Raw genomic sequence first — 26,299 nt, 5'->3', positions numbered from 1 at the left:
TACCATGAATGAAAGTGAGCAAAACGCATAATTGCGGGAGGTTTAATTTTTATGGATGCGATCAGAATGATGGGGATCGTAAAATGTTTCGGGCCGGTGCGGGCAAATGACGGTATCGACCTGATCGTAAAGCAGCAGGAGATCCACTGTCTGCTGGGTGAAAATGGTACTGGTAAAAGTACCCTGATGAACATCCTGTTCGGCCTTTATCACCCGGATGCAGGAGAGATCTATATTAATGAAAAGAAGGCATCGATCACAAATCCAAATGATGCTTATGCTTTAGGGATCGGCATGGTCCACCAGCACTTTATGCTGGTGAACCAGCTGACTGTTTTAGAAAATATTATTTTAGGAAAAGAGTCCGGCGGATTTTTATTAAACAGAAAAGAAAGCCGCAAAAAAGTAGAAGAACTGGTAGAGCGCTTCGGTTTCCGGCTTCCATTGGATGAAAAAGTGGAAAACCTTTCTGTAGGTATGAAGCAGCGTGTAGAGATCTTAAAAACACTGTACCGCGGCGCAGATATCATTATCCTGGACGAGCCAACAGCCGTTCTTACACCTCAGGAGGTTGAGGAACTGTTTAAGATCCTCCGCCAGTTAAAGAAAAATGGAAAAACCATTATTTTCATTACCCACAAGTTAAACGAGACCATGTCTTTATCTGACCGTATCACTGTTATACGAAAAGGAAAGGTTGTATTTAACTGCGATACCTGTGATACAAACGAAAAAGAACTGGCAACCCAGATGGTAGGCCGTCAGGTTGAGTCTATTGTTACCAAGGCAGAAGATCCTCATGGTCCGGTAGTCCTGGAACTTAAAAATGTGCGTCTGCACAAGCGCGCCCAGGAGACTGTCAGCATCCAGGTACATGCAGGAGAGATCTTCGGTATTGCCGGTGTAGATGGAAACGGCCAGCAGGAACTGGAAGAAATGATCGTTGGAAACAGAAAGACAGAAGAAGGAACTATTTCCATGAACGGAAAAGAAGTCCAGAACCTGTCTGTAAAAGAGCGTAAGGCAATGGGACTGGGCTATATCCCATCTGACCGTCACAAAGACGCTATGGTTCCTGATTTTTCTATTACAGAAAACTTCCTGTTAGGTTATCAGGAAGATCCCAAATACTGCAAAAAAGGCTTTATCGATTACAAGGCACTGGAAGAGGATGCCAAAGTCCAGGTAGAGCAGTTTGAAATCAAGATCGCAGGCGTAAGCCAGCACATTGGACAGCTTTCCGGCGGAAATCAGCAGAAGATCATTTTAGGCCGTGAGACAAGCCATGATCCGTCCTTTATGCTGGTTGCACAGCCGGTACGTGGTCTGGATATCGGTGCTATTGAGCGTGTCCACAAAACACTGCTTCAGCTGAAAAAGGAAGGAAAAGCCATTCTTCTTATCTCTGCGGAGCTGTCTGAAGTCATGAACTTAAGCGACCGTATCGCTGTTCTCTATGAAGGAGAAATGAGCGCACAGTTTAAGGCCGGACAGTACACCAAAGAAGAGATCGGTTTATTTATGGCAGGAAAAAAACAGGAGGATGTGGCAAATGAAATGGATCAGCAGTAAACAGGCTGCAGAACTGGGAAAATCCCTTGCAGCAATCGTTTTGGCTTTTGTGATCGGAGCCTTGTTTATCCTTGTGGCTGGAGAGTCACCGGCAACTGCCTATTCTTCCCTGTTGAAAGGTGCTCTTGGAACACCTCAGGCAGTAGCCAATACAGTAAGTAAAAGTATCCCGTTAGCGTTTACCGGACTGGCAGTAGCCTTAGGTTCTCGCTGCGGTATGTTAAATATCGGTGCAGAAGGCCAGCTTCATGCAGGTGCCATGGCAGCTACACTGACCGGTCTGACACTGAGTTTCCTTCCGGCGCCGATTCTTTTGGTTGTAAGTATCGCAGCCGGTATTGCAGCCGGAATGTTAGTAGGAAGTGTGCCGGGTATCTTTAAGGCAAAATTCCAGACAAACGAAGTCATTGTAGCCATCATGTTAAATTATGTCTGTACTTTATTTACATCATGGCTGGTAAACGGACCGTTTAAGGTACCGGGTTCTACTGCACAGACAGAAATGCTTCCGGAGAACATCTGGTTTGCAAGACTGCTTCCAAAGACCCAACTGACCTGGGCGCTGTTCTTACTGTTAGCAACAGCCGTACTTATGTACATTTTCCTCTGGAAAACATCCGTAGGATACCAGTTAAGAGCCGTAGGTGCCAATGCATCTGCAGCGAAAACAGCGGGTATTCCTGTAAATTTCTATCTGATCATGGCTATGACCTTAAGCGGCGGTATCGCTGCCTTAGCCGGTGTTACAGAGATCTTCGGAAAATATCATCGTTTTATTGAAGGATTTTCTCCTTCCTTTGGTTTCACCGGTATTGCGGTTGCCATTCTTGGAAAGAACCACCCGGCAGGTGTTCTTTTAACGTCTTTACTTTTTGGTGTCCTGGAAATGGGTTCCCTGCGTATGAGCCGTGAAACCGCTGTTTCCACTAACATGGTAACGGTGATCCAGAGTCTGGTCATCTTGTTTGTAGCTGCTCCTGAGCTGATCCGCTGGAGCAGAAAGAGGAGGGGTTAACATGGGAATGATCAATAATTTTCTTGCCCTTACATTGCAGTTATCTGTTCCCATTATTTTAGGTGCTTTATGCGGCACCATTGCAGAGCGCGGCGGCGTAGTTATGCTGGGCGTTGAAGGCATGATGCTCATCGGTTCCTTTGCCGGTGCCGTTGGTTCTTATTTTACTGGTTCTGCACTGGCAGGAGCTGTGATTTCCGTTGTTTTAGGTGCAGTAATGGGCTGGATCTATGGCCTGTTCTGTCTGAAATGGAAAGCCCAGCAGTCTGTAGTTGGTGTCGGTGTAAACCTGTTTGCAAGCGGCATTACAGCCGTTATGTTAAAGGCAATCTGGAATACAGAGGGAATGAGCGGTTCTGTACCGTCTATCTCTAACATTACTGTTCCGGGATTGTGTAAAGTGCCTGTTTTAGGAGCATTTTTCTCTGAACAGTCTCCTTATCTGTACCTGACACTGCTTATTACTTTGGGCGTGTGGGTGGTATTTTACAAGACAAAATATGGTCTGCGTTACCGTGCCATCGGCGATCAGCCATTTGCAGTGCAGACAGCCGGTGTGGACGTAAACCGTTACCGTTATGTGGCAATGATGACAGCAGGCGCCATTGCAGGACTGGGCGGTTCCTATCTGTCCATTTCCCAGAATAACCTGTTCGTTATCGACATGGTTGCAGGCCGCGGTTTCATGGGTCTTGCGGCAAATATTTTCGGCGGCTGGCAGCCACTTGGCTCCTTAGGCGCAGGAATGGTATTCGCGGTAGCACAGGCAGCCAGGTTCTATCTTACCGGTCAGGCGATCCCGTCCCAGTTCGTACAGATGCTGCCATATGTGGTAACATTAGTGGTCCTGGTAGTAGTTGGAAAGCGTGTGAAGGGACCGGAAGCACTTGGCAAACTGGTGGATTAGTTCTATACTTAGTTATAATTGCAGATATGAACATGAATTAGACATAAAGGAGCTAAACCGCCAGTGAAAGAGAACGTTATTAAAGAAAAAAATGTAAAGATCCCCCTGTATGTAACTGTTTATGAGACCATCAGCGAATGGTTAAAAGAGGGAAAATATAAGCCGGGAGATAAGCTTCCAGGCGAAAATATACTGGCAGAACAGTTAAATGTCAGCAGGGGAACACTGCGTCAGGCTATGCTCCTTCTTCAGGAAGACGGGTTTATCGTCAATCAGCAGGGAAGAGGAAATATTGTACTTTCCGCCCAGCGTCCGGCAAAAGCAGGACTGGAAAAGATCGAAAATCCGCTGGTGGATTTCTGCCTGCAGCCAGTAGATAAGGTAGAGACCACCGTAGGCTTCCAGCCGGCCACACAGAAGCACCAGGAGGTATTGAAGCTTCGGGCTTCCAGCATTGTGGCTGTGATCAATATTACATACTACAGCGGTGATACAGTCGTTGGTTTTGCCATGGTATATATGCCATATGAGGTATTAGACAAGAGCAGTGTAGATTTAGAGAATCCGGATACAGTATACCAGTTTTATTCCAAACTGCTGACTTCCGGCGGCCTTTACAGCGATACAAAGCTGCGTCTGGGAAATGCCAGAGAGCGTCTGGCAGGTATTTTAAATATCCCGGAAGGAGAGCCATTTTTAATTCTGGAAGAAGAGCTTTATTCCGAATATGATACCCCGGTCCTTTCCCAGAAACTGTTCTTTACCCCGGACCAGCATGAACTGCATATTAACCGCAGAAATGACCGAAACATTCAAAAACATTAATCATCGTTGGGGAATTTGACCAGAAAATAAAACTGCCCCAACGGATAGGTATGAGCCCAAAGATAAGGGACATATACATAAAAACAGATGGGAGCAGTAAAAAATGAAGACATTTCATATAGAGGCAGAAGAGGGCCAGATCGCAAAGACCGTTCTTATGCCAGGAGATCCTATGCGCGCAAAATACATTGCAGAACACTATCTGACGGATGTGATCTGCTACAGCCAGGTGCGTGGGATGAACGGATATACCGGTTATTACAATGGAAAGAAAGTTTCAGTACAGGGAAGCGGAATGGGTATCCCGTCTATGGGCATCTATTCCTACGAACTGTTTAATACCTTTGGCGTGGATCAGATCATCCGCGTGGGCACCTGCGGGGCTGTAAACCGTGACGTGGAAGTAGGAAGCCTGATCCTGGCTATGGGCTGCTGCAGCAATTCCAATTTTGCTTCCCAGTATCATCTGCCGGGAATATTTGCACCTCTGGCTGATTACGGTCTGTTAGAGTCAGCGGTCAACCAGGCAAGAATCCTGGAAGCGCCTTTCTATGTGGGAAATGTATACAGTTCCGATGTATTTTATGAGGATCTGGCAGGCGAAAAGGGCCAGTGGGAGAAAATGGGCGTTCTGGCACAGGAAATGGAGACTATGTCCTTATACTGTACCGCAGCCAGAGCAGGAAAGAAAGCGCTCACCATGCTGACTGTAGGAAGCAGCATCCACAGCAGCAAAGCCCTTACAAATGAGGAAAGAGAGAAAAATCTGGACACCATGATCCGGTGTGCATTGGAGGTAGCTTAATGAAAGTCGTTTTTGATATGGATACAGGCGTAGATGACTCCCTTGCGCTTATCTACGCATTAAACAGACCCGCTTATGAGATACAGGGCATTGGCTGTGTTTACGGAAATGTGGAGTCATGGCTGGCAGCAGAAAATACCATGAAGATCCTGGATTTGGTAAATGCGCCGGATATCCCGGTAGTTATCGGTGCCAATGAACCTCTTACAGGAAAATGGGCCGGGCGCGTGTCTATTATCCATGGAGAAAACGGACTTGGAAATGTAGAACTTCCAAAAAGTGAGCGTAAGCCATTCGATAAAGGAATTGAAGAATTCTATCTGGAAACCGCAGAACGTTTACAGGGAGAAATGGTCCTGATCACAGTAGGACCTCTTACCAACATTGCAAGAACCATTAAAAAATATCCCCAGTTTGTAAAACTGGTAAAACATATGTACATGATGGGTGGAACACTTTCCATGCGTGGAAATGTATCACCGGTGGCAGAGGCAAATGTAGCCTGTGACCCGGTGGCAGCTGACTATGTTTTCCAGTCTGGAATGAAGATCACAGCTGTTGGACTGGACGTGACCATGAAGGTGCGCTTTAAACGCGCCTATCTGGACTGGATCCAGACACATTGCAGACCGGAGTTAAAGCGGGCTGCAGAGTATCTTGGAAAGGCCTTTGAATGGTATTTCATGGGAAACCAGGACAGAAACTACTGTATGGATGACAGCCCTCTTCATGATCCTTTAGCTGTCATGTGTGCCTCTGTACCGGGACTGGTACTGACACAGACCCGCAAAGCCAGAGTAGAGTGCGAAGGCCAGTATTGCAGGGGAATGATCGTTACAGATATGAGAGAACATCCATTTGAAGCAGAGACTGTGGAGTTTGCAGTGGAAGTAGATGAAAAGAAAGCGATTGGAGAGCTGCTTGCAGCTTTCTGGGAGAAATAGAAAGTGCAAAATACCCCCGCGGTTGCGAGGGTATTTTAAGTTTAATACAACATATCATTGACACCGAAATCAGCAATTCCCTGCATCCAGATCTGACCTTTAAAACGTCTGCCTGGTGCCGGTTCGCCTAAGAGATCGGCTTTGTTAATGGCAATTGTAAAGATCATATCATTGCATTCTATACGCAGGCGGTAGATCTCTTCGTTTGTGAGATCATTTGCCACCAGATTGACGCTTAAGATATTTCCGATAATGGAATACTGGTCACATTCGATACCGCTTGGCATGAAGCAGGTCTCGATAATGGAGTACATATCCTCTTTTATAATGCGCTTGGTGACCATGGAATACAGGTCGATATCCTCTACGGTCAGTGTTTCAATGGCTTGTTCATCGCCCCGGCGTGCGGCTTCTAAGAGGCTTCCACGCTTTCTGGCAGCCTGTTTCAAGTCTTCCGCCTGTTTGGGAGTCTTTTTTACCGGCAGCAGGATCTTTCCCTGGGAAGCAAGTCCGGAGAGGCAGATATTTTTTGCCAGCACTGGAAGACGCTTACTGCGGCGGCTCCTGTATTCAATGGAATTGGTCATATAAAAGATAAGGGAAATGCCTACGCGGTATTCATCTAAAAGACCGGCATATGTTTCCCGCTCCGCATGGCGCTGGATGGAGCATTCAGCAGTAGATGAAATATCACTGCCAGTTACATAAGGGAACGCATATTCCCGCTTAAAAGTCCCTTTTTCTGTCATCTGCCCGATCATGGCAATTCCCATTCCCGGTGCCAGTTCCGCCCGCAGATCATAAAGTGTGGGATGGTCATTTCTTTCTAATACAGCTGTTTTTGATGCTGTCTTTGCAAGCTTACGCATGATCTTATCCATTTCCAGATCACTGTCGCAGCCGCCAAATCCAATGGTGCGCATAAATTTGTGCATTTCCTTCACCCTCTTTCCCTAAGGTTTCTATGTCTATGGTTATTTATTGTTTCCTAAATGTTTTTCGCTTTATTATAGCCTACTTTATGTTAGATTACCAGAGATTTTTTAAAGAAACAAGAAGACGGCATGACGGAACGGTAACAGTATTAACAATGGAAACACCTTGATATAAAATCTTAGAAATATAAAAAAGGGGCTGTGTTTTAAACAGCCCCGGAAATGATTTTGAAAGGATCAGATCAGCCCCATTAACTTCGGTACGCCTAATGATAATGCAGGAATATAGGTAACTGCTAAAAGCAGAAGGAACAGTACCGCAAAGTACGGAAGCAGGGTTTTTGTTACTTCTTCAATACTGATCTTGCTGATTCCGCAGCCTACGAAAAGAACAGAACCAACAGGAGGTGTGATGTTTCCAAGACACATATTAAAGATCAGCATAACACCAAACTGGATATCCGTCATGCCAAGGCTCTGGGCGATAGGCAGGAAGATTGGTGTGAAAATAAGGATTGCAGGTGTAATGTCCATAAACATACCAACTACCATCAAAATAATATTCATCAGAAGAAGGATCACATATTTATTCGTTGAGATGGACATAATACCGGTGGAAATAGCTGCCGGAATTCCAGAGTATGCCATTACGAAAGACATAGCAGAGGATGCGGAGATCAGGAACAGGATAATACCACTGGTACAAGCACTGCTTACAAGGATCTTCATAAAAGATTTTACAGTGATACTACGGTAACAGATAGAGAGGATCAGGCAGTAAAGAACACAAATGCCAGCACCTTCTGTAGCGGTAAAAATACCGCCAACAATACCGCCGATAACAATGATGATAAGAAGCAGGCTTGGAATAGCATCTAAGGTTACCTTGATCGCCTCTTTCATAGGTGTTTTTCCGGAAGTAGGGTATTTATGCTTTTTTGCGTAAATAAAGGCAACTACCATGGAACCAACACCCATAAGGATACCAGGAATGTAGCCAGCCATAAATAAGGTTGAAATGGATACACCGCCTGCTACAGTGGAATATACGATAAACGCACTGGTAGGTGGGATCAGGAGGCCGGTAGGAGCAGATGCGATATTAACGGCAGTTGCAAACGCAGGATCATATCCTTCATCTTTCTGAATGGGATAGATACAGCCACCCATAGCAGATGCAGCGGCAACGGAGGAGCCTGAAAGTGCTCCGAAAAGCATATTTCCCACAATATTAGCTTGAGCCAGTGAACCTGGGATCCAGCCTACAAACAGTTTTGAAAAGTTTACCAGACGTCTTGCAATACCACCATTATTCATGATGTTTCCAGCCAGGATAAACAGAGGAATGGCAAGAAGGGAGAAGCTTTCTACACCGCTGTTCATCTTCTGCATGGTGATAAAGGTGATCTGATCCCATGAAAGAGAGGATATGGCAGTGACAATAGATGCAATAATAATACTTACAGAAATCGGACAGCTTAAAAACAGCAAAATTCCGAAAACTGCAAACAAGACAACGGTTGTAAGTCCGATACTCATGATTCATTCCCTCCTTCAACTGCAATTCCGGTTACATCTTCATAAATATTAATGATCTGAGCCAGAATGATAAATAATCCTGATATAGGAGCCATAGCGTATACAAGGCTTCTTGGAATACCTAAAAGGGCAGAGAATACCTTCTGCGCACTTAAAGCCAGTTTAAATCCACCAATGGTGATAACAAAAATAGCAAAAAGCAGGATTAGAATATCAATAACCGTCATTAAAATACGTTTTCCAGAAGGACTTAAGCTGTCACGTACCAGTACAAGGCACATGTGCTCCCTGGTGATGAAGGCATAGGCAGCTCCGATGAAGCCGGTCCAGATCAGAAAATAACGGACCAGTTCTTCTGTAAAAGCAGCAGGGCTGTTTAAAATATAACGTGTAAATACCTGATATAAAACCAGCAGTGTCATAATGGATAGAAGGACAGTAGCGATGCCGGCTAACAGGCGGGTCATCCATTTTTTGATCAGTGCTAAAAATTCTCTCATGACGAACCTCCCTTATTCTACTGAATCAATAATATCAAGAAGCTTTTTAACTCCTGGGTACTGTGTACAGTAATCATTGATCATGCCGCTTGTAGCTTCACGGAAGGCTTCTTTGTCTACATCATTGACAAATTCAACTCCCATTGTGTTCTTGGCTTCTTCAATCGCCTGGTCAATTGCAGTATCCCAGGCAATTTTGTGACTTTCAGTAGATTCTCTGGCTGCTTCAAGGATGATCTGCTGGTCTTCAGGACTGATCTCTTTCCATACTTTGGCACTCATGACCATAACATCCGGGATCATGGCATGCTGATCTGTTGAATATACTTTGCAGATCTCACCGTGCTTACCTGTGGTAAGAGCGGTTTCATTATTTTCCGTTCCGTCAATAATACCGGTCTGTAAAGAAGTATAAACATCACCATAGGACATAGCTACTGGAATACCGCCTAAAGCTTTCATCATATCTGTCTGGGACTTCATATCCTGGACACGGATCTTTAAGCCTTTTAAATCTTCTGGTTTACGGATCGCTTTATTTTTTGTGTAAAAAGAGCGGGCACCGGAAGTATAATAAGTCAGCGTTACAAAGCCGTCATCTTCCGATGAAAGGAAGAAATCATGCATCTGGTCAGAATCCATTACGTGGTAAAAATCTTCGGTGCTGTCAAATATATATGGAAGGCCGAAGGTATGGTAGGATTCATTATAAGTAGCAAGACCAGGTGCGGATACCTTTGTCATGGAGATAACGCCTGCCATCAGCTGCTCCATATTTTCATTTTCAGATCCCAGCTGTCCGTTTGGGAAGATCTGGATCTGGATTCTTCCATTTGTACGTTCCTTTACCTTATCTGCAAACTCAGTCATTGCAATATGGACTGTATGAGTTTCACTAAGACCGTGGGCAAGTGTAAGTATCATTGGATTTTCAGCAGTGGCTTGTGCACTGTTTTTAACTCCGCTTTGAGCACAGCCTGTAAGACTGCACAGAGACAGTCCTACAGCGGCTATAATTGCTGCCAGTTTTTTCATTTTATTTTATCCCCTTTCTTTCTTACATACCGATCAGATCGAACTGCTCAAAGGAAACGACAACCTGGTAATCCTTTTTCGGATTAGGATATTTTACCAGTACAGACTTTAAAGTCTGGCTGTAATACCAACCGCAGTCAGTCTCCTCAAACTTTCTTCTATGAAGAAAATGTGGAATTTCCTTTCCATCTACCGTTACCCAATATGGAGCTTTTTCTCTGTGGATCATGTCCAGAGACATGGTTTCTACAGAGGTAGTATAGGAACCTTCCTGTTTAAAGGTGAGAACGGTGCGCTCCCCAGCAGCCATGGAAATGAAAGTTTTTAAATAGCAGCCCTTTTCATAATCCATAGAAACACCGTCATCTTCATACAGGACAAAGGAACCATCACAGTCAGGCGCGCAAAGAATAGAAATTCCGTTTGGCTGTTCGGTCATAAGATTTTTCATCTGGTTCGTTGCCATTGGAATGATACTGCCGCCTTTTACAAACAGAGGGATACTTCCAAGGTCTACCGGTATTTCAATCGTCTGTCCACCATCGTAAGGAGTCCTTGTATAGAAATCATAAAATTTATTTCCTTCCGGCAGGTAGATCTTACGTGTTGTGGCGCCTTTTTCTACTACATTTGCTACCAGCAGTGAGTCACCAAACATGAAGTCAATGCCTTCTTCATAGCACTTCGGGTCATTTTGGAAAGCACTGCACATAGGCTCCATAATAGGAAGTCCGGTTTCATGAGCACGTTCCATAAGGGAATACAGATATGGGAACAGGCGGTAACGGAGTTTGATAGCGGTTCTGATATATTCTGTGCAGTTGCTGTACATCCAAGGTTCTGTAACCGTGTTGTCAATATTCGTGGAATGGATAGAGAAACGAGGCTGGAAAATACCATTCTGGATCCATCTGACTAACAGCTCTGCTTCAGGAGCAGGTCCGTAGAAGCCGCCAATATCGCAGCCCTGGTTTGCAACACCAGATAATCCCATACCAAGGATCGTGGCAATATTGTATTTTAAAGATTCCCAACAGGTTAAGTTATCACCGGCCCAGGTCTGAGCATAGCGCTGGATGCCTGCATGACCGGAACGGCATACAACGTAAGGGCGGGTATTGTCAAAGGTTTCATGTATCGCTTCATTGGTGATGTGGCACATAATATTGGACATAACAGACTTTAACTGGCCAATGGTTCCACCTTTTCCTTCAAAAGAGCAACGGCAGTCTTTATCAACCATGCTGTCATATTCGCAGTTGTCATTCCATATGGAACTTGTACCATAATCCAGGACATTCTCTTTTAACATTTCCTTCCAGTTATTGCGGGTTTCCTGGCTGGTAAAGTCTACAAACATGCCTTTTCCGCCCCACCAGGTGCCGATACCAGGTTCTTCTGTTTCACTGGCTTTTACAAACATGCCTTTTGCTTTCATTTCATCCAGTTTTGGATGGATCAGAAGAATTCCCGGCTTTACATTTGGTGATACACAGATGCCACGTTTTTTCATCTGGGCAAAAAAGTCTTTTGGATCTTTGAAGCGTTTTTTATTCCATGTAAATACGCAGCGTTTGATGCCCTGTTCTGTTTCAATGGCACAGTAACCGGAAGAAAGCTGGAAACCATCCACAGGAATTCCCTCTTCTTTGGTAGTGTCGATGAACTCTGCAATAGCATCATCGCAGTCAGCATCCAGTTCTGGATAATACATGGAGGAGCCAAGATATCCTAAAGCGTATTTAGGAAGCATGGCTGACTTTCCGGTAAGATCGGTATAGCGTTCTACAACCTGGCGGACTGAAGGTCCTGAGATCAGGAAAAGGTCAATATCTCCGCCGTTGGTGGAGTAGCTGCTGTAACGGTGCCAGTAATTGCGCTTTTCACGTCCCATGTTAAAGTCACATTCCCAGGTATTGTGATAGAAATATCCGGTTGCTTTTTTGGTAGTCTGATTTAACTTAATATAAAATGGTATGTGCTTATAAAGAGAATCGGTTTCTTTGGGGTCATATCCCATGGAATCACCCGGGCTTAAAACCATGTATTTCTGGGCTTTGTTAAATTCACCGCCTTTTTCTCCAAAACCAAAGAAACAATCATCTGCTTCAATCTGGCTGGTATGGATCCTGCGGTGGTTGCTGTCTTCACGGTAAGCAAGATCTACAATATCAGCATGGATCATGGTTCCTTCTTTATCGTAAACACAGATGCGGAAAGGATCTTTTTCTATAACTACTTTCAGTTCTTTTCCCTGGATCACGGCCTGATCTGTTCCATCTTCCAGAACAGCGTCAGCGGTCTGGATTTTTTTACGGTAGTCCTTTAAAAACGGATCCATTCTGTCTTCCCAGGCAGTTGTAACAAGACTGTAGGATTCTTCTGCAAAATCACCGTCAAATCCGGCTCTGATACGGATGATATAATCGGTGAGGAAGAAAATCCGGATCTCTGTGCAGTTGGTAGCTACAGAAAAGTAATTTTCCTTCTGTTTTACAGTTGTCGCATTCATGCATACTTTCATGAATCTTGGCCTCCTTAAACATAATTAACTTTATGGTTGTTTTGTGATATGATGATTTTCTAAGATATTTATTTGTTGTTTTGCATTGAAATGATAATAAAATAACAAGATAAGAACTAGACAAAAATTGCATATTACAGGTGGAAATTTTACATATCTTGCTATAATGTACGAGAAAAAGGACATTTAACAAAAAGAAAAATTGTTATAAGTACATAAAAATTGTATACAATAAACACAACTTCATTAAAAAATAACCATATAAATAGATATAGGAAAACAATATTGCACAGACAGGAGGATGGAATATGATAGATCAGGCAGGAATCCTGATGGCCCAGGGGAGTGGAATAGCCTGTGAGCGGATTCAGGGAGTAAATGACAATATGTCCCAGTCTCATTATCATGAATATTATGAGATTTATTATCTGGAAGCCGGAGAACGTTTTCATATGGTAGAAGACAAGCTTTATAAAATGGAAGCTGGAGAATTTATAATTTTTCCTCCTTATGTAATGCATCATTCCTATGGAGCGGAGAATATGCCGTTTAAAAGAGTACTGCTGTATTTTTCACAGGAGGAAATATTGTGGCCCTCCATCCTTTCTGAATTAAGAGAGGAAGGCGGCATTTATAAAGTGGGTATAAGGGAACGCCAGGAGATCCACCGGGCAATGGAGCTTATCCTAAAAGAACAGAAGAATCCAGGGGCATATCACGAAGAATATGCCCGCGGGGTATTAAATATGCTGTTATTGTTGATCGCAAGGGAAGAAAGACCGGAAAAAGCGCCTGAAAGAAAAAGCAGGATCGGTGAGGTGATCCGTTATATCCACAGCCATTATCAGGAAGAGATCAGTCTTGAAATGCTGGCACAGATGTTTTATGTCAGCCCATATTATCTGTGCCGCGAATTTAAAAAGAATACCAATAGTACGATCATCCGCTATATTAATGTAACACGTATTATGAATGCACAGCGTAAATTTATGGAAACAAGTAAGAATATTACAGACATAAGTAAAGAAACAGGCTTTTCAAACCTGACTCATTTTAACAGGGTATTTAAATCTGTGACTGGTATGAGCCCTTCTCAGTACCGAAAGCAGTTCAGGGATAATGTAAAATCATAATTTTCCTCATATTTTCTTAAACCTTTTTAGAAATACTTTATGACTGCTTCAAACTTAGGACACAACTTTTCTGTATACTCTTTTACATAAACAAGCAGTCAGAGCTTTTTACATAGAGAAAGACAGATACCCGTTCAGCAGAGTGAGAGGTATCTGTCTATAGAGAAAAATATGTTCGATTGGAATCTTTATGTGCCTGATTTTGTGAGAGGATTTTTTGTCATCTGTGTTCAGATTTTTGAGGCGTACGCGGTGCGTACGTTGATAAAATCTGGACGCAGTTGGCGGAAAATCAGCCACAAAGGCAGGTGCATGGAAGACTCCGATCGAACATTACACAGCCGGCGGGGTTGACGAAATGGGCAGCCTTGCCGGCTCAACCTAATCTCCCCTTTTTTATAAATTGCATAACAGATTACATAATGCATCCACATCTTCTTTTGTAGTCGCCCAGCTGGTGGCAAAACGGATCACCGTATGGGTATCATCATATTTCTCCCAGAAACCAAATTCAACCTGTTTTTCCAGACGGGTCATAAGAGCGTCATCTACAATACAGAATACCTGGTTGGTAGGTGAACCGAAGCAGAGGCTAAAATTCTGCTCTTTTAAAGTCTTTCGTATCTGGTCAGCAGCCTGGATCGCCGGTGCGCCTACTTTTTCATAGAGAGAGTCTGTAAATAAGGTATCAAACTGGATCCCCAGAAGACGACCTTTGGCAAGTAATGCCCCGTGCTGTTTGATGATGGTAAAGAAATGCGGGATCAGACCTGGTTTCGGAATGACCACAGCTTCGCCAAACAGTGCGCCGCATTTTGTTCCGCCGATATAGAAAATATCGCATAAACGGGCAATATCGGCCAGTGTCAGCTGGTTTTCGCTGCATGCTAGTGCATAAGCCAGACGGGCCCCATCCATATAAAGAGGAATGTGGTTTTCGTGGCATACATTGCTGAGCTCAGTCAGCTCTTCTAAGGTGTAAAGGGTGCCGTATTCCGTTGGATGGGAAATATATACCATTCCCGGCATGACCATGTGATCGTGGTTGGCATCATTATAGAAGCCGTCTAAAAGTCCGCGAACCTGGTCCGCGCTGATCTTTCCATTGTCATGTGGCAGAGTGAGTACCTTGTGTCCGTCTGCCTCAATAGCACCGGCTTCGTGGACGCTTACATGTCCGATCTCTGCTGCGATCACACCCTGATAGCTTTTAAGCAGTGCATCGATTACAGTAGCATTGGTCTGGGTGCCGCCTACCAGAAAGAAAACTTCTCCTTCCGGACAGCCACAGGCAGCTTTGATCTTTTCTTTGGCAGCGTCACAATATGGATCCAGTCCATATCCACCTGTTTTTTCAAGATTTGTCTCTACAAGTTTCTGAAGAATGGCCGGATGAGTCCCTTCCATATAGTCACAGGCAAAAGATAAATGTGTGTTCATAGTATTTTTATTATCCCTTCGTTAATGTAAATATAAAATGACCGGTTTTATGAAACCACATTTACAGGCTTTCCGTTGATAAATCCATCAATATTTCCCTTTAAGATGCTTAAAAGTCTCTGTCGGGTCTCCAGGCCCTTCCAGCCCATGTGAGGTGTAAGGATCACATTATCCAGTGTGTATAACGGATTGTCTTCTACAGGCGGTTCTGTTTCCTGTACATCCAGTCCGGCACCTGCGATCTTGTGCTCCTGTAAAGCTTTGATCAGTGCCGGTTCATCAATCAGAGCGCCTCTGGATGTATTGATCAGGAAAGCAGTTGGCTTCATCAGCACCAGAGTATCAGCATTGATCAGATGTCTGGTAGCTGGTGTCAGCGGGCAGTGAAGGGAAACATAGTCGCTGTTTTTCAGTACCGTTTCCAGATCAGTATAATGTACATTTTCCTCCTCTTCTCTAGGAGTTCTTGTATACACAAGAATGTTCATATCCAATGCTTTTGCAATCTTCATCACAGTGCGTCCAATATTTCCGGCGCCGATGATACCCAGAGTTTTTCCGTTTACTTCCACATGAGGAACCTGGAGATTTTTGGTAAAATTGTCATGGTTTCCCTTTGCCAGCATAGCCATCTGGGTCTGCATGGTGGAACTTAAATTTAAGATCATCATAATGGCAGTGTGTGCTACACGCTCCGAACTGTAAGCCGGGATATTGCATACAGTAATTCCCTTTTCCCGCGCTGCATCCAGATCCAGGTTGTTATAACCGGTTCCCGCTTCGCAGATCAGCTTCACTCTGTCCGGCAGCGCCAGGATCTGTTCACGGCTTACAGGCATTTCTTTAGTAACAAGGATTTCTGCATCTGCCACGCGCTCTAAAAACTGATCAGGTGTGGTGTCACTGTAGGTGACTACTTCTGAAGAAAGAACGGAAAAATCAAGATTTCCGTCAAAGTTCATTTTTGCTTCGTTGAAAACAACGGTTTTGTGGTTCATGGATCATTCTCCTTTACGCTCTATATTTGCGGTCTGTTGAGGCGCTTCGCTGTCTGCTTGCGCAGACGGTTCATTCGTTAATGGCTTGTAAAAAATAAATGTCTGCTTCGCAGCCGCTTATTTTTCACTACGCTTCATTATACTAGCAAATTTGGTTTTGCGCAAAGACTGAAGAAAAAATTAAATAAAATAAAAATAATAATGATTACTAATATTGACAAGAGAAGAATTATCATGTATAATACAGACATACAAAACAAAGCAACAAAATAAAAACAAAACACCGGAAGATCCGGTGGAATATCTGATAACAGAAATAAATAAAAATCGAAAAGGAGAATTGACTATGAAGAAATTTGAATGCGAACCATGTGGATATATTTACGACCCGGCAGTAGGAGATCCGGACGGAGGTATCGCTCCTGGAACTGCTTTTGAAGATATCCCGGATGACTGGGTATGTCCGATTTGTGGATTAGGAAAAGATGTTTTCATAGTTGTTGAAGGTTAAGCAGGGAAAAGCACTGAGACATTGAAACACACAAGAGAAAGATAAGCTAAACACAGCAAATAAAAGAAATGGAGGCCAGACTATGACTTACGATTTAAACATTACTTTTGATGACAATTTAGTAACCGGAAATAATACCATTGATACACAGCACAAAGAACTGATCGACCGTATCCGAAATTTCGTAGTAGCCTGTCAGAATGGTGACAGCAAGGTGAAAGCCATTAAAATGTTAGATTATCTGGATGAGTACACTGACTTCCATTTCAAAGAAGAGGAAGAGCTTCAGGAAAAAGCCGGTTATCCGGAACGCGGACAGCATCATGAGAAGCATGAAGAGTTTAAGAAGTCCATTCAGGAGCTGTATGAATATCTTCAGGATTATGAAGGACCTACAGACAAGTTCAGTGAACTGGTACAGAAGAACGTAGTTGACTGGCTGTTTGGACATATTAAGACATTTGACCGTTCTGTAGCAGAATTTATCTTTATGAGAGAAAATCCAGACAGATGTTAAATTAGATCAGGGGACGCGTGAGTAATGCGTCCCCTGTTATGTTGCTATGGATCTGGCAAAGGCTGCCAGTGGCAGCTTCTATAAATTTTTATGAATGCAACTTCATCACTTCATCAAATAAATCTTTATTTTCCTCGATCAACTTTTCATTTCCTACAACGGCAGCCGGACTGTTCTGCAAGATCTTGTGGATCAGCTTGGCAGCCGTTCTTTGGTCTTTCAAAGAACTGTTCCTGATATCCATTATCATTTTATTGATATGATCCGTTGAAATACCAAATAATCTGCGGCGCAGGAAACGCATCCGGCCGTTTAACATGCCGGACGGTGGCAGTGCCTGGGCATAGGCGCTTAAAATATAGCCCCGCAGGTCTTCCTCACTGATCGCCAGGTTTTCAAGCTGTTCTCCTGCAGAGGCGAATGTTTCAAGAGTAGAGCGGATCCGTGAGTCGGAAGTGCTCCACAAGGTAAAATACCGGTTTGGCAGGAGAAAATCCACACCGCTGTCATAGGCACAGCCCTGATAGCGGATAGCAGGTTTAATATATTTGTCAGCCGCAGCCAGCAAAAATGGAAGATGACGGCCCATAAATTCAGAAACATTGCCAAAATCACCGGTCATACGCACTTCTTCCAAAGGACTGTCAATAGCAGCGGCACTTCTGCGTGGGCAGGTGAAAATGCTGTCCGGAAGAGGTGCATCTTCTGTGACCTCATGAAGAGCTGAAAGCCGTTTTGTACTATGTTCCAGAATAGATGCCAGGCTGTTTTCATCTGCACAGGCAAGGAATACAAGCCTGTGTTTATTTAAAATGCAGTCAGCCACCCGGCGCAGGTTTTTAGAAATCTGTTTTGCGGCTTCCAGGGCTTTGACGTCCAGAGTCGCAGTCTCAGTGGTGCCTGGGGTATGTGAGCTGCTGAGTTGCATATCAGTATAATCAGTAGAATTGACTGACTTTTCAACCTCCTGCGCCCGCTCCAGCACATCCCGTATCTCCTTCAAAAAGTCATACATACCTGGCTGGTTCAGCAGATACCGGAAGCAACTGTCCCGCCTGATATACCGCTCTGTAAGGCTGTAAGCCAGAGATGGACCATTGTCAGACCTGGACATGTCATAATCCGGCAGATACTTGTCAATGACCCGTAAAATGGTCTCACAGTCCTCATAATCGCAGCCGCCCATAAGATCCAAAAGCAGTTCCAGACCTTCTTCAAAATCCTCTGTAAGTCCATACCAGAACACGCTCATCATAGGATGACTGTTCTTGCCAGCTTCCCTTTCCGGATACAGTTCATCAAAAGTACAGTCATAAAGCAGTTCCTGTTCCTTGTTTTTCTGCTGTTCTACTGTAAAATGACTGGTATCCAGTTCTGTTAAAAGCATCTGATAGAGGGTCAGGTAATTCCAGTCAGAAGGCTTCAAACCGCTGATATCAAAGAAAAGCTGATAGCAGCCGATCCCCTTTAAAGAAACCGCACTGGAAAGGCAGTGTATATCATGTAAAACGGTTTCAGAGATCACCGGCTCTGCTTCCGGGCCGGGCAGATCTTCCGGCTGTATGAGAAAGTCCAGATTGCACTGGTCATTCTGGTTCCAGATCTGGAAATCCTTTGTGTCCTCCATTAATTTTAAAATCTCTTTTTTGCTTAAAGAAGCCTTTTTTTCTTTCAAATACTGTTCCTTTTCTTCTTCCATGGCTTCCGCCAGACCCGGTTTGGGAACAGTGGTGACAACGGCACTTAAAGAAGGAGTTAAAGCATCTCCAGCAAGTCTGCGCAAAATATCCTGTTTCTCATCCTGAAAGAAGGTATCAAAACAGTTTTCATAAAGAGTAAAATATCCGGTCTTATCCGTTGTGCTCCAGTATTTACCGATCTCCTCAGAAATATGGAACCCAAGATGAGGCGCCTCTCTGGTAAGACAGTCAGAAAGACGGTTTTCTTTTAAAACTGCATGAAACAGATCTGAAGAAACGCCATTTTCGGAAACTTCTTTAAGACCTGTCTTTACAGCAGCTAAAAACTCCTCATCCTGTCCCGGTTTTGCATTGTGCAGGCGGAATTTTAAAGAAGGGAGAGCCGGTGCTGTATCCAGATAAACTTCGATCACATTGTTAAGACCCTTTTCACGGGCGGCACGATGAATGGCAGAGGTGTCCTGATCCAAAATATCTGTTACCATGTCCCAGAAAATCAGGTCCTGCTCACTGCAGCCGGAAAGGTCGATGCCATAATCAATGATCCCGTTATTATTTCCCGGATTTCCCTCATAAGCCGGACTTTCCGCCTGACGTTTGAAAAATCCCTGTTTTACCGGTTCATGGAAATAAGAAAGAAGATCATGATCCACTATGCCCGCTGCAACTGGAAAACGGGATAAATGTTCTTTGTCCAGAAAAGTCAGAACCCGGGCAATATCCATTTTTCCGTATAAAACGATCAGGCAGTTGGAATAACGGTAAAATTTTTCAAACCGCTCCCTGATCCGCCCAAAAGAAATATCCTTGTAATGAAAATGTGCACGGCCAAGTAAATGGGAAGCAGTCTGGCCTTCATAAAGAGTTTCCGCCATAAAGCTGTCTGCATTTTCCTGAATGTCCGTTAAATGCCCCCAGTCTTCATTAAAGACGGTTCCTTCTAAAGACAGTTCCTCATCTTCACTTTCCAGCTCATAGCGCAGTGCTTCCCGACGGAAGAAATAATCTTCTTTTAAGGCATCCGGTTCCTCCATACAGCATAAAAATACATCCATTATCTTTAATAACTGGTCCTCACTCTGGGAACACACCGGATAGCAGGTGTAGGTATTATCCGTAAGGCCGTTCATAAAGGTAGAATAGCTTTTGCTGTCCATATCAAAGAAAATATCCCGGCTGGGATAGCGGGAGCAGGAGCACAGCATCAGATGCTCTAAAATGTGGTTGCTGTCCGACTGGTCTAACTGGGGCGTGCGGTAGATCAGGTTAAAACCCAGTTCCCGGTCATCATTTTCTATATACAGGACTCTGGCACCGCTGCAGGCATGGGAGAGTTCCGTTATACGGGCTCCCAACATGGAAACAGTGGTCTGGTCCATCACTTTATATCCAAAAATCTCTTCGCCTTTTTCCGGCAGAGTTGTCATGTAAGATCCTCCTGATGTTTCAGTTTCAAAATTACTTTTTTCGTATTCGTTCCCAGTATCTCTATTCCCAACTATTTTAACACGGAGATCCTTTTTTTACAATTTTTACAATTCGCCGAATAAATGCAGTAAAAACTGATAAAAATACGTTAAAATATTACTACTATCCTTTGTTGACATTTTAACAAATTAGTGGGATAATCTGTAGTGCATGCGAAAAAATACAATCGCATCTATCCCTTATGATCAATTACGAAAGGAAAGAGGTTAGTAAGATGGCAGCAAAAATCGATTTAACAAAGTATGGCATTACCGGAACCACAGAGATTGTGTACAATCCTTCCTATGAAATGTTATTTGAGGAAGAAACCAAACCAGAACTGGAAGGTTATGAAAAAGGACAGGTCAGCGAACTGGGAGCAGTTAACGTTATGACTGGCATCTATACAGGACGTTCTCCTAAAGACAAATTCATCGTTGTAGACGAGAACTCCAAGGACACTGTATGGTGGACCTCTGATGAATACAAGAACGACAACCATCCAGCATCCCAGGAGGCTTGGAAGGCTGTTAAAGAGATCGCTCAGAAAGAGCTGTCCAACAAGAAACTTTACGTTGTAGATGCATTCTGCGGCGCAAACAAGGACACTCGTATGGCAATCCGTTTTATCGTTGAAGTAGCTTGGCAGGCACATTTCGTTACCAACATGTTCATCAAGCCAACTGCTGAAGAGCTGGAAAACTTCGAGCCAGATTTCGTTGTTTACAACGCATCCAAGGCTAAAGTAGAGAACTACAAGGAATTAGGTCTGAACTCTGAGACTGCAGTTGTATTCAACATCACAAGCCGTGAGCAGGTTATCATCAATACATGGTACGGCGGCGAGATGAAGAAGGGTATGTTCTCCATGATGAACTACTATCTGCCATTAAAGGGCATCGCTTCCATGCACTGCTCCGCAAATACAGATATGAACGGTGAGAACACCGCAATCTTCTTCGGTCTGTCCGGTACAGGTAAGACCACTCTGTCTACAGATCCTAAGCGTCTGCTGATCGGTGATGATGAGCACGGCTGGGATGACAATGGCGTATTCAACTTTGAAGGCGGATGCTACGCTAAGGTTATCAACCTGGATAAGGATTCTGAGCCAGATATCTACAATGCAATCAAGAGAAACGCTCTGCTTGAGAACGTTACTCTGGATAAAGAAGGAAAGATCGATTTCGCTGATAAGAGCGTAACCGAGAACACCCGTGTTTCCTACCCAATCGACCACATCGAGAAGATCGTTCGCCCAATCTCTGCAGGTCCTGCAGCAAAGAACGTTATCTTCCTGTCCGCAGATGCTTTCGGCGTACTGCCTCCAGTATCTATCCTGACACCAGAGCAGACCCAGTATTACTTCCTGTCTGGATTTACAGCTAAATTAGCTGGTACAGAGCGTGGAATCACTGAGCCTACACCTACCTTCTCTGCTTGCTTCGGTCAGGCATTCCTGGAACTGCATCCTACAAAGTATGCAGCTGAGTTGGTTAAGAAGATGGAAAAGAGCGGCGCTAAGGCATACTTAGTAAATACCGGATGGAACGGTACCGGCAAGCGTATCTCCATTAAGGATACCCGTGGTATCATCGACGCTATCTTAAGCGGCGATATCTTAAAGGCACCTACCAAGAAGATCCCTCACTTCGATTTCGAAGTACCTACCGAACTTCCAGGTGTAGATCCTGCAATCCTTGACCCACGCGACACCTACGCAGATGCAGCTGAGTGGGAGAAGAAGGCAGAGGATCTGGCAAGCAGATTCATCAAGAACTTCGCTAAGTACGAGAGCAACGAAGCTGGTAAAGCACTGGTAGCAGCTGGCCCACAGAAATAAAACGAAAAAAGACTGGATCTTACATCGGATGACCATCCGATGCATCTTGTGGGACCGACAGGTCACGCAAGATGAGAGCCGGCGTAACGTATAAGAAAAACGCAGTCCTGTAGCTTATGGGGCTGCGTTTTTTTGCGCTATAAATGAGAAAATTCCGCCTGCTTACGCAGGCGGCACAAGCACGCTAGTGCAGGGATTGTAAGTATGCTATAATGTTAAAAAATGCAAATGGGGGTTATTTACATGAAAATATTAAACTTCGGTTCACTGAATATCGATTATGTATACAGCGTAGACCATTTCGTACAAAAAGGCGAAACTATCTCTTCCAGCCAGATGAACATTTTCAGCGGCGGAAAAGGCTTAAACCAGTCTACTGCATTAGGACGCGCCGGGGCGCAGGTTTTCCATGCAGGAAGGATCGGAAAAGGGGGAGAATTTCTTGTAGAGCAGTTAAAAGAAGCTGGTGTGAACACAGATCTGGTAGTTTTAGATAGCCAGTGTTCCACAGGACATGCCATTATCCAAAATGATGCAGAAGGAGATAACTGTATCCTTCTCTATGGCGGTGCTAATCAGCGGATCACAAAAGAACAGATCGACGCTACATTAGACCAGTTTGATGCAGGAGATTATTTAGTCTTACAGAACGAGACCAGCAATCTGCCTTATCTGATGGAAAAAGCAGCTGAAAAACAGATGAAGATCGTGTTAAATCCGTCCCCAATGGATGAAAAAATAAAAGCGCTCCCATTGGACAAGGTAACGCTGTTCTTTGTGAATGAGATTGAAGCAGCCCAGATCTTAGGACAGAAGGAACTGGAAAGTACACAGGAAGCAGCGGCAGCTTTCCGCTCCATGTTCCCGCAGGCAGCAGTCGTCCTTACGTTAGGCTCTCAGGGTTCTGTTTATATTGACAAAGACCAGGTGATCCCACAAAAGTGCTATAAAGTAAAAGCAGTAGATACCACAGCTGCAGGCGATACTTTTACTGGTTTCTTCGTATCCGCCATCAGCAAGGGCAAAAGCCCAAAAGAGGCACTGGACTTGGCATCAAGAGCGTCTGCAATTGCAGTGTCAAGACCAGGGGCAGCACCATCTGTACCGACTTTAGATGAAGTTGAGAACTGGGAATTTGCGGAGTAAGCAGATCTCAGTTTCTCAATGTGCAAAACCAAATGTCAGTTTGTGGATAAAGCAATCATATTGAAGTATATCTGTTGAAAACTGCGGTTTTGACAGCAGGGAAATATTATTTACACGCATCCATAAATGCCTGAAACAGTCCCATAGCAGCCTCATCTCTGTCCCAGAGATATTCCGGATGCCACTGCACTCCCAGGAAGAAATTCGGGTAATCAGGCTTTTCAACAGCCTCGATAATACCGTCCGGAGCAACCGCAGAAACTACCAGTCCCGGTGCCGGAATATGCACACACTGGTGATGGCTGCTGTTTACAGCAATCTGGGTCTCACCGTGGCAGATGGAGTGAAGGAGAGTATTCTCTGTAATATTCACCCGGTGACATGGGATATTATAGTAAAACGGCTGCTGGTGTGCGATAGGAAATTCCCGTTCTGTCTGGGATGGGATATCCTGATACAGACTTCCACCAAGGCCTACATTTAATACCTGAACACCTCGGCAGATGCCAAAGATCGGCTTTCCGGCGTCCATAGCAGCCGAAAGAAGGCGAAATTCCAGGTGGTCTCTGGCAGCAGATATATTTCCACATTTTAAATGGGTATCTTCCCCAAAAAGAAATGGATTAATGTCCGGTCCTCCTGTAAAAAGAAAACCGTCACAAACGTCCATAAACTGTTTTATATCCTCATCGCTGCATTCCAACGGAAGCAGGATCGGCAGTCCGCCTGCTGCGGCGATGGCTTTTGGATAGGTAGGACGGAGGCTGGTATCATTATTTTCAGTGTTGTGTGATGGTGTGATGCCGATGATGGGCTTTTTTTGAGTCATGGTGTATTACGTCCTTTTTGACATTAATTATATGATAGAAAAAAAAACCACAAAGCAAATGCTCTGTGGTTTTCTTATGTAGCTTATAATTAGCCTTCGATAGCGCCGGTTGGACAGGCAGCAGCGCAGGTTCCGCACTCGATGCAGGAATCAGCGTCGATAACGTACTTGCCATCTCCCTCAGAGATTGCACCTACTGGACATTCGCCAGCACAGGTTCCGCAGCTTACACAACCATCAGTAATTACATATGCCATGATAAAATACCTCCTTATATATTTAGATGTTTTTGAAACTTCAAAAACAATCTCGTTTATTGTTTCTTTATTGTAAACGATTCTGGACAATTATTCAAGAGGAAAATACCCCCTAAAGCTGTATAAATTGTACAAATTTAGGAGCAAAATGGTTAGTCAAAACTATCTAAAACGCCAGTAAATACAAGGGTTTGCGGGTTTAAAGGTAAACCTACAAAAGAAATAGGCTTGCCAAAAAATCCAAAATGTATTATGCTGATAAAAGCGTATAGCATATTTACGTATAGTATATAGAATATAAGGAGGAAATACACATGAAGATCGAAAAGACAATGCTGATCGGTGAACTGATCCACATGGATGAGCTGATCCCTCAGATGCTGATGGGTGCAGGAATGCACTGCCTTGGATGCCCAGCTTCTCAGGCTGAATCTCTGGAAGAGGCATGCATGGTTCATGGAATCGACTGCGATGATCTGGTTTCCAAGATGAATGAGATCCTGGCTGACAGATAAGTTTATCCACAAGAGAACATGTACGGGTAAAGACCCGATGTAAAAAACCGTCTGCTGTAAAGTGCAAGTTGAAAAGCACTTTGCAGCAGGCGGTTTTTGCGTTTAATTTACAAAAGCACTCTTGACAATTGGGCCGATACTTAGTATATTGAGTAATATATTAGTATATTAACACAACACTGATTTGGGAAAATAAAAATAATTTAAAATTTTTAAACACTCAGGAGGTAAACATTATGGATATGACATTGCGTTGGTTTGGTGAAGGAGTTGACTCTGTTTCTTTAGAGCAGATCCGCCAGATCCCAGGAGTAAAGGGCGTTATCACTACTTTATATGATATCCCTGCAGGCGAAGAGTGGCCTATGGAGCGCATTCTTCAGATGAAGGAGAAGGTAGAAGCAAAAGGCCTTAAGGTAATGGGAATTGAAAGCGTAAATATCCATGACGCTATTAAGGTAGGAACACCGGACCGTGAAAAATACATTGCAAACTATATCACTACCCTGGAGCGCTTAGGACAGGCAGATATCCATGTAGTCTGCTACAATTTCATGCCTGTATTTGACTGGACCCGTTCTGATCTGGCAAAGGTACGCCCGGATGGTTCTACTGTTTTAGCATATGACCAGAAAGAGATCGACAAGATCAATCCGGAAAACATGTTCGAGTCCATGGGTGAGAAGTCCAATGGTTTTGAACTTCCTGGCTGGGAGCCGGAGCGTATGGCAAGAATTAAAGAGCTGTTTGAAATGTACAAGGATGTAGATGAAGAAAAATTATTTAACAACCTGGTATATTTCTTAAAAGCAATCCAGCCTGTATGTGAAAAGTACGATATCCGTATGGCGATCCATCCAGATGATCCTGCATGGCCTGTTTTCGGTCTTTCCCGTATCATTACCGATAAGGAGCACCTCTTAAAACTGATGAAGGCAGTAGATGCACCATTTAACGGCGTAACTCTCTGCACCGGATCTTTAGGAAGCAATCCGGAAAATGATATCCCGGACATCATCCGTTCTTTAAAGGGACGTATTCATTTTGCACATGTGCGCAACTTGCAGTATAATGGTTACAGAGATTTCCAGGAAGCAGCTCACTTATCAGCTGACGGAAGCATGGATATGTATGAGATCATGAAAGCGCTGTATGATATCGGCTTTGACGGCATTATCCGCCCAGACCACGGAAGAGCGATCTGGGGTGAGGTTTCCATGCCAGGATATGGCCTGTATGACCGTGCGTTGGGTGCATGCTACCTGAACGGACTGTGGGAAGCAATCGTAAAGCAGAATGGAAACGCACATCAGGAGTAGAAGCAGAAAACAGGAGAAATGAA

At 44.0% G+C, this 26,299-nt stretch carries 23 protein-coding genes; 13 read left to right on the top strand and 10 right to left on the bottom strand.

Going from position 1 to position 26,299, the window contains the following annotated elements; genetic code table 11:
• Positions 1-51 precede the first annotated feature (51 nt).
• The 6 genes from DW251_RS05900 (at position 52) to DW251_RS05875 (ending at position 6,068) form a co-directional block, all read left to right on the top strand.
• The gene (locus tag DW251_RS05900; RefSeq protein WP_118300488.1) at positions 52-1,572 is read left to right on the top strand and encodes an ABC transporter ATP-binding protein; all 1,521 of its coding nucleotides are present in this window, start codon (positions 52-54) and stop codon (positions 1,570-1,572) included.
• Entirely contained in the window at positions 1,553-2,587 is a 1,035-nt protein-coding gene (locus tag DW251_RS05895) for an ABC transporter permease (RefSeq protein WP_118300487.1), read from the top strand. Before DW251_RS05900 ends, DW251_RS05895 begins: the two co-directional genes overlap by 20 nt.
• Before the next feature lies 1 nt (position 2,588).
• Positions 2,589-3,494: an ABC transporter permease gene (locus DW251_RS05890; RefSeq protein WP_118300486.1), complete on the top strand. Its 906-nt coding sequence runs from the start codon at positions 2,589-2,591 to the stop codon at positions 3,492-3,494.
• 63 nt (positions 3,495-3,557) lie between these two features.
• Positions 3,558-4,319: a GntR family transcriptional regulator gene (locus DW251_RS05885; protein WP_021869693.1), complete on the top strand. Its 762-nt coding sequence runs from the start codon at positions 3,558-3,560 to the stop codon at positions 4,317-4,319.
• A 103-nt stretch (positions 4,320-4,422) separates the two neighbouring features.
• The gene (gene deoD / locus DW251_RS05880; protein ID WP_118300485.1) at positions 4,423-5,124 is read left to right on the top strand and encodes a purine-nucleoside phosphorylase; all 702 of its coding nucleotides are present in this window, start codon (positions 4,423-4,425) and stop codon (positions 5,122-5,124) included.
• The gene (locus DW251_RS05875) at positions 5,124-6,068 is read left to right on the top strand and encodes a nucleoside hydrolase (RefSeq protein WP_118300484.1); all 945 of its coding nucleotides are present in this window, start codon (positions 5,124-5,126) and stop codon (positions 6,066-6,068) included. Before deoD ends, DW251_RS05875 begins: the two co-directional genes overlap by 1 nt.
• Positions 6,069-6,109: 41 nt before the next feature.
• On the opposite strand, the gene DW251_RS05870 is transcribed toward DW251_RS05875, so the two are convergent.
• The 5 genes from DW251_RS05870 to DW251_RS05850 all read right to left on the bottom strand — a co-directional run bounded on the left by DW251_RS05870 (position 6,110) and on the right by DW251_RS05850 (position 12,601).
• Positions 6,110-7,003 (bottom strand): DUF3881 family protein, encoded by an 894-nt coding sequence (locus DW251_RS05870; protein WP_021869696.1) that lies wholly within the window; start codon positions 7,001-7,003, stop codon positions 6,110-6,112.
• A gap of 237 nt (positions 7,004-7,240) precedes the next feature.
• Positions 7,241-8,542, bottom strand: coding sequence for a TRAP transporter large permease (locus DW251_RS05865; RefSeq protein ID WP_118300483.1), 1,302 nt, complete (start codon positions 8,540-8,542; stop codon positions 7,241-7,243).
• Positions 8,539-9,042: a TRAP transporter small permease gene (locus DW251_RS05860; RefSeq protein ID WP_021869698.1), complete on the bottom strand. Its 504-nt coding sequence runs from the start codon at positions 9,040-9,042 to the stop codon at positions 8,539-8,541. Before DW251_RS05860 ends, DW251_RS05865 begins: the two co-directional genes overlap by 4 nt.
• A 12-nt stretch (positions 9,043-9,054) precedes the next feature.
• Positions 9,055-10,077 (bottom strand): TRAP transporter substrate-binding protein, encoded by a 1,023-nt coding sequence (locus DW251_RS05855; RefSeq protein WP_021869699.1) that lies wholly within the window; start codon positions 10,075-10,077, stop codon positions 9,055-9,057.
• A gap of 22 nt (positions 10,078-10,099) precedes the next feature.
• Positions 10,100-12,601 (bottom strand): TIM-barrel domain-containing protein, encoded by a 2,502-nt coding sequence (locus tag DW251_RS05850; RefSeq protein WP_118300482.1) that lies wholly within the window; start codon positions 12,599-12,601, stop codon positions 10,100-10,102.
• A 308-nt stretch (positions 12,602-12,909) separates the two neighbouring features.
• Between DW251_RS05850 and DW251_RS05845 the strand changes: the two genes are divergently transcribed.
• The gene (locus tag DW251_RS05845) at positions 12,910-13,734 is read left to right on the top strand and encodes an AraC family transcriptional regulator (RefSeq protein WP_118300481.1); all 825 of its coding nucleotides are present in this window, start codon (positions 12,910-12,912) and stop codon (positions 13,732-13,734) included.
• A gap of 396 nt (positions 13,735-14,130) precedes the next feature.
• On the opposite strand, the gene DW251_RS05840 is transcribed toward DW251_RS05845, so the two are convergent.
• Positions 14,131-15,174 carry an aminotransferase class I/II-fold pyridoxal phosphate-dependent enzyme gene (locus DW251_RS05840; RefSeq protein WP_021869702.1) on the bottom strand — a complete coding sequence of 348 codons (1,044 nt, stop codon included), beginning with the start codon at positions 15,172-15,174 and terminating at the stop codon, positions 14,131-14,133.
• Between the two features lie 47 nt (positions 15,175-15,221).
• Positions 15,222-16,172 (bottom strand): NAD(P)-dependent oxidoreductase, encoded by a 951-nt coding sequence (locus DW251_RS05835; protein ID WP_118300480.1) that lies wholly within the window; start codon positions 16,170-16,172, stop codon positions 15,222-15,224.
• Positions 16,173-16,518: 346 nt separating this feature from the next.
• Between DW251_RS05835 and rd the strand changes: the two genes are divergently transcribed.
• Complete coding sequence (gene rd, locus DW251_RS05830) at positions 16,519-16,683, top strand: rubredoxin (RefSeq protein ID WP_021869704.1); 165 nt, start codon at positions 16,519-16,521, stop codon at positions 16,681-16,683.
• A gap of 82 nt (positions 16,684-16,765) precedes the next feature.
• Positions 16,766-17,200 carry a hemerythrin family protein gene (locus tag DW251_RS05825; protein WP_021869705.1) on the top strand — a complete coding sequence of 145 codons (435 nt, stop codon included), beginning with the start codon at positions 16,766-16,768 and terminating at the stop codon, positions 17,198-17,200.
• Positions 17,201-17,288: 88 nt separating this feature from the next.
• Here the strand turns inward: DW251_RS05825 and DW251_RS05820 are convergent, their stop codons facing one another.
• Positions 17,289-20,327 carry an insulinase family protein gene (locus DW251_RS05820; RefSeq protein ID WP_118300479.1) on the bottom strand — a complete coding sequence of 1,013 codons (3,039 nt, stop codon included), beginning with the start codon at positions 20,325-20,327 and terminating at the stop codon, positions 17,289-17,291.
• 275 nt (positions 20,328-20,602) lie between these two features.
• Between DW251_RS05820 and pckA the strand changes: the two genes are divergently transcribed.
• Entirely contained in the window at positions 20,603-22,210 is a 1,608-nt protein-coding gene (gene pckA / locus DW251_RS05815; RefSeq protein WP_021869707.1) for a phosphoenolpyruvate carboxykinase (ATP), read from the top strand.
• A gap of 243 nt (positions 22,211-22,453) precedes the next feature.
• Positions 22,454-23,356 (top strand): ribokinase, encoded by a 903-nt coding sequence (locus DW251_RS05810; RefSeq protein ID WP_118300478.1) that lies wholly within the window; start codon positions 22,454-22,456, stop codon positions 23,354-23,356.
• A gap of 106 nt (positions 23,357-23,462) precedes the next feature.
• On the opposite strand, the gene DW251_RS05805 is transcribed toward DW251_RS05810, so the two are convergent.
• Together DW251_RS05805 and DW251_RS05800 are read right to left on the bottom strand one after the other, a co-directional pair.
• A complete protein-coding gene (locus DW251_RS05805) occupies positions 23,463-24,185 on the bottom strand; it encodes a gamma-glutamyl-gamma-aminobutyrate hydrolase family protein (RefSeq protein ID WP_118300477.1) in 723 nt (240 codons plus the stop codon).
• Between the two features lie 89 nt (positions 24,186-24,274).
• Positions 24,275-24,442, bottom strand: coding sequence for a 4Fe-4S binding protein (locus tag DW251_RS05800; protein WP_021869710.1), 168 nt, complete (start codon positions 24,440-24,442; stop codon positions 24,275-24,277).
• A 314-nt stretch (positions 24,443-24,756) separates the two neighbouring features.
• On the opposite strand from DW251_RS05800, the gene DW251_RS05795 reads away from it, so the two are divergent.
• Together DW251_RS05795 and uxuA are read left to right on the top strand one after the other, a co-directional pair.
• Positions 24,757-24,957, top strand: a complete 201-nt coding sequence (locus DW251_RS05795) for a DUF1858 domain-containing protein (protein WP_021869711.1) — start codon at positions 24,757-24,759, stop codon at positions 24,955-24,957.
• 236 nt (positions 24,958-25,193) lie between these two features.
• Positions 25,194-26,276 carry a mannonate dehydratase gene (gene uxuA, locus DW251_RS05790; protein ID WP_118300476.1) on the top strand — a complete coding sequence of 361 codons (1,083 nt, stop codon included), beginning with the start codon at positions 25,194-25,196 and terminating at the stop codon, positions 26,274-26,276.
• The last annotated feature ends 23 nt before the right edge of the window (positions 26,277-26,299 follow it).

Source organism: Clostridium sp. AM22-11AC, assembly GCF_003473545.1.
GTDB lineage: Bacteria > Bacillota > Clostridia > Lachnospirales > Lachnospiraceae > Enterocloster.
Note: the sequence above shows the minus strand (reverse complement) of the source record. Positions and strands in the feature narration are given on the sequence as shown.

Excerpts from the sequence above, each read along its gene's own strand:
- DW251_RS05825 (WP_021869705.1), top strand. The coding sequence starts at position 16,766 with ATGACTTACGATTTAAACATTACTTTTGATGACAATTTAGTAACCGGA.
- DW251_RS05840 (WP_021869702.1), bottom strand. The coding sequence starts at position 15,174 with ATGAACACACATTTATCTTTTGCCTGTGACTATATGGAAGGGACTCAT.
- deoD (WP_118300485.1), top strand. The coding sequence starts at position 4,423 with ATGAAGACATTTCATATAGAGGCAGAAGAGGGCCAGATCGCAAAGACC.
- DW251_RS05895 (WP_118300487.1), top strand. The coding sequence starts at position 1,553 with ATGAAATGGATCAGCAGTAAACAGGCTGCAGAACTGGGAAAATCCCTT.
- pckA (WP_021869707.1), top strand. The coding sequence starts at position 20,603 with ATGGCAGCAAAAATCGATTTAACAAAGTATGGCATTACCGGAACCACA.
- DW251_RS05860 (WP_021869698.1), bottom strand. The coding sequence starts at position 9,042 with ATGAGAGAATTTTTAGCACTGATCAAAAAATGGATGACCCGCCTGTTA.
- DW251_RS05805 (WP_118300477.1), bottom strand. The coding sequence starts at position 24,185 with ATGACTCAAAAAAAGCCCATCATCGGCATCACACCATCACACAACACT.
- DW251_RS05870 (WP_021869696.1), bottom strand. The coding sequence starts at position 7,003 with ATGCACAAATTTATGCGCACCATTGGATTTGGCGGCTGCGACAGTGAT.
- rd (WP_021869704.1), top strand. The coding sequence starts at position 16,519 with ATGAAGAAATTTGAATGCGAACCATGTGGATATATTTACGACCCGGCA.
- DW251_RS05865 (WP_118300483.1), bottom strand. The coding sequence starts at position 8,542 with ATGAGTATCGGACTTACAACCGTTGTCTTGTTTGCAGTTTTCGGAATT.
- DW251_RS05875 (WP_118300484.1), top strand. The coding sequence starts at position 5,124 with ATGAAAGTCGTTTTTGATATGGATACAGGCGTAGATGACTCCCTTGCG.
- DW251_RS05795 (WP_021869711.1), top strand. The coding sequence starts at position 24,757 with ATGAAGATCGAAAAGACAATGCTGATCGGTGAACTGATCCACATGGAT.
- DW251_RS05820 (WP_118300479.1), bottom strand. The coding sequence starts at position 20,327 with ATGACAACTCTGCCGGAAAAAGGCGAAGAGATTTTTGGATATAAAGTG.
- uxuA (WP_118300476.1), top strand. The coding sequence starts at position 25,194 with ATGGATATGACATTGCGTTGGTTTGGTGAAGGAGTTGACTCTGTTTCT.
- DW251_RS05810 (WP_118300478.1), top strand. The coding sequence starts at position 22,454 with ATGAAAATATTAAACTTCGGTTCACTGAATATCGATTATGTATACAGC.
- DW251_RS05890 (WP_118300486.1), top strand. The coding sequence starts at position 2,589 with ATGGGAATGATCAATAATTTTCTTGCCCTTACATTGCAGTTATCTGTT.
- DW251_RS05900 (WP_118300488.1), top strand. The coding sequence starts at position 52 with ATGGATGCGATCAGAATGATGGGGATCGTAAAATGTTTCGGGCCGGTG.
- DW251_RS05855 (WP_021869699.1), bottom strand. The coding sequence starts at position 10,077 with ATGAAAAAACTGGCAGCAATTATAGCCGCTGTAGGACTGTCTCTGTGC.
- DW251_RS05800 (WP_021869710.1), bottom strand. The coding sequence starts at position 24,442 with ATGGCATATGTAATTACTGATGGTTGTGTAAGCTGCGGAACCTGTGCT.
- DW251_RS05835 (WP_118300480.1), bottom strand. The coding sequence starts at position 16,172 with ATGAACCACAAAACCGTTGTTTTCAACGAAGCAAAAATGAACTTTGAC.
- DW251_RS05850 (WP_118300482.1), bottom strand. The coding sequence starts at position 12,601 with ATGAAAGTATGCATGAATGCGACAACTGTAAAACAGAAGGAAAATTAC.
- DW251_RS05845 (WP_118300481.1), top strand. The coding sequence starts at position 12,910 with ATGATAGATCAGGCAGGAATCCTGATGGCCCAGGGGAGTGGAATAGCC.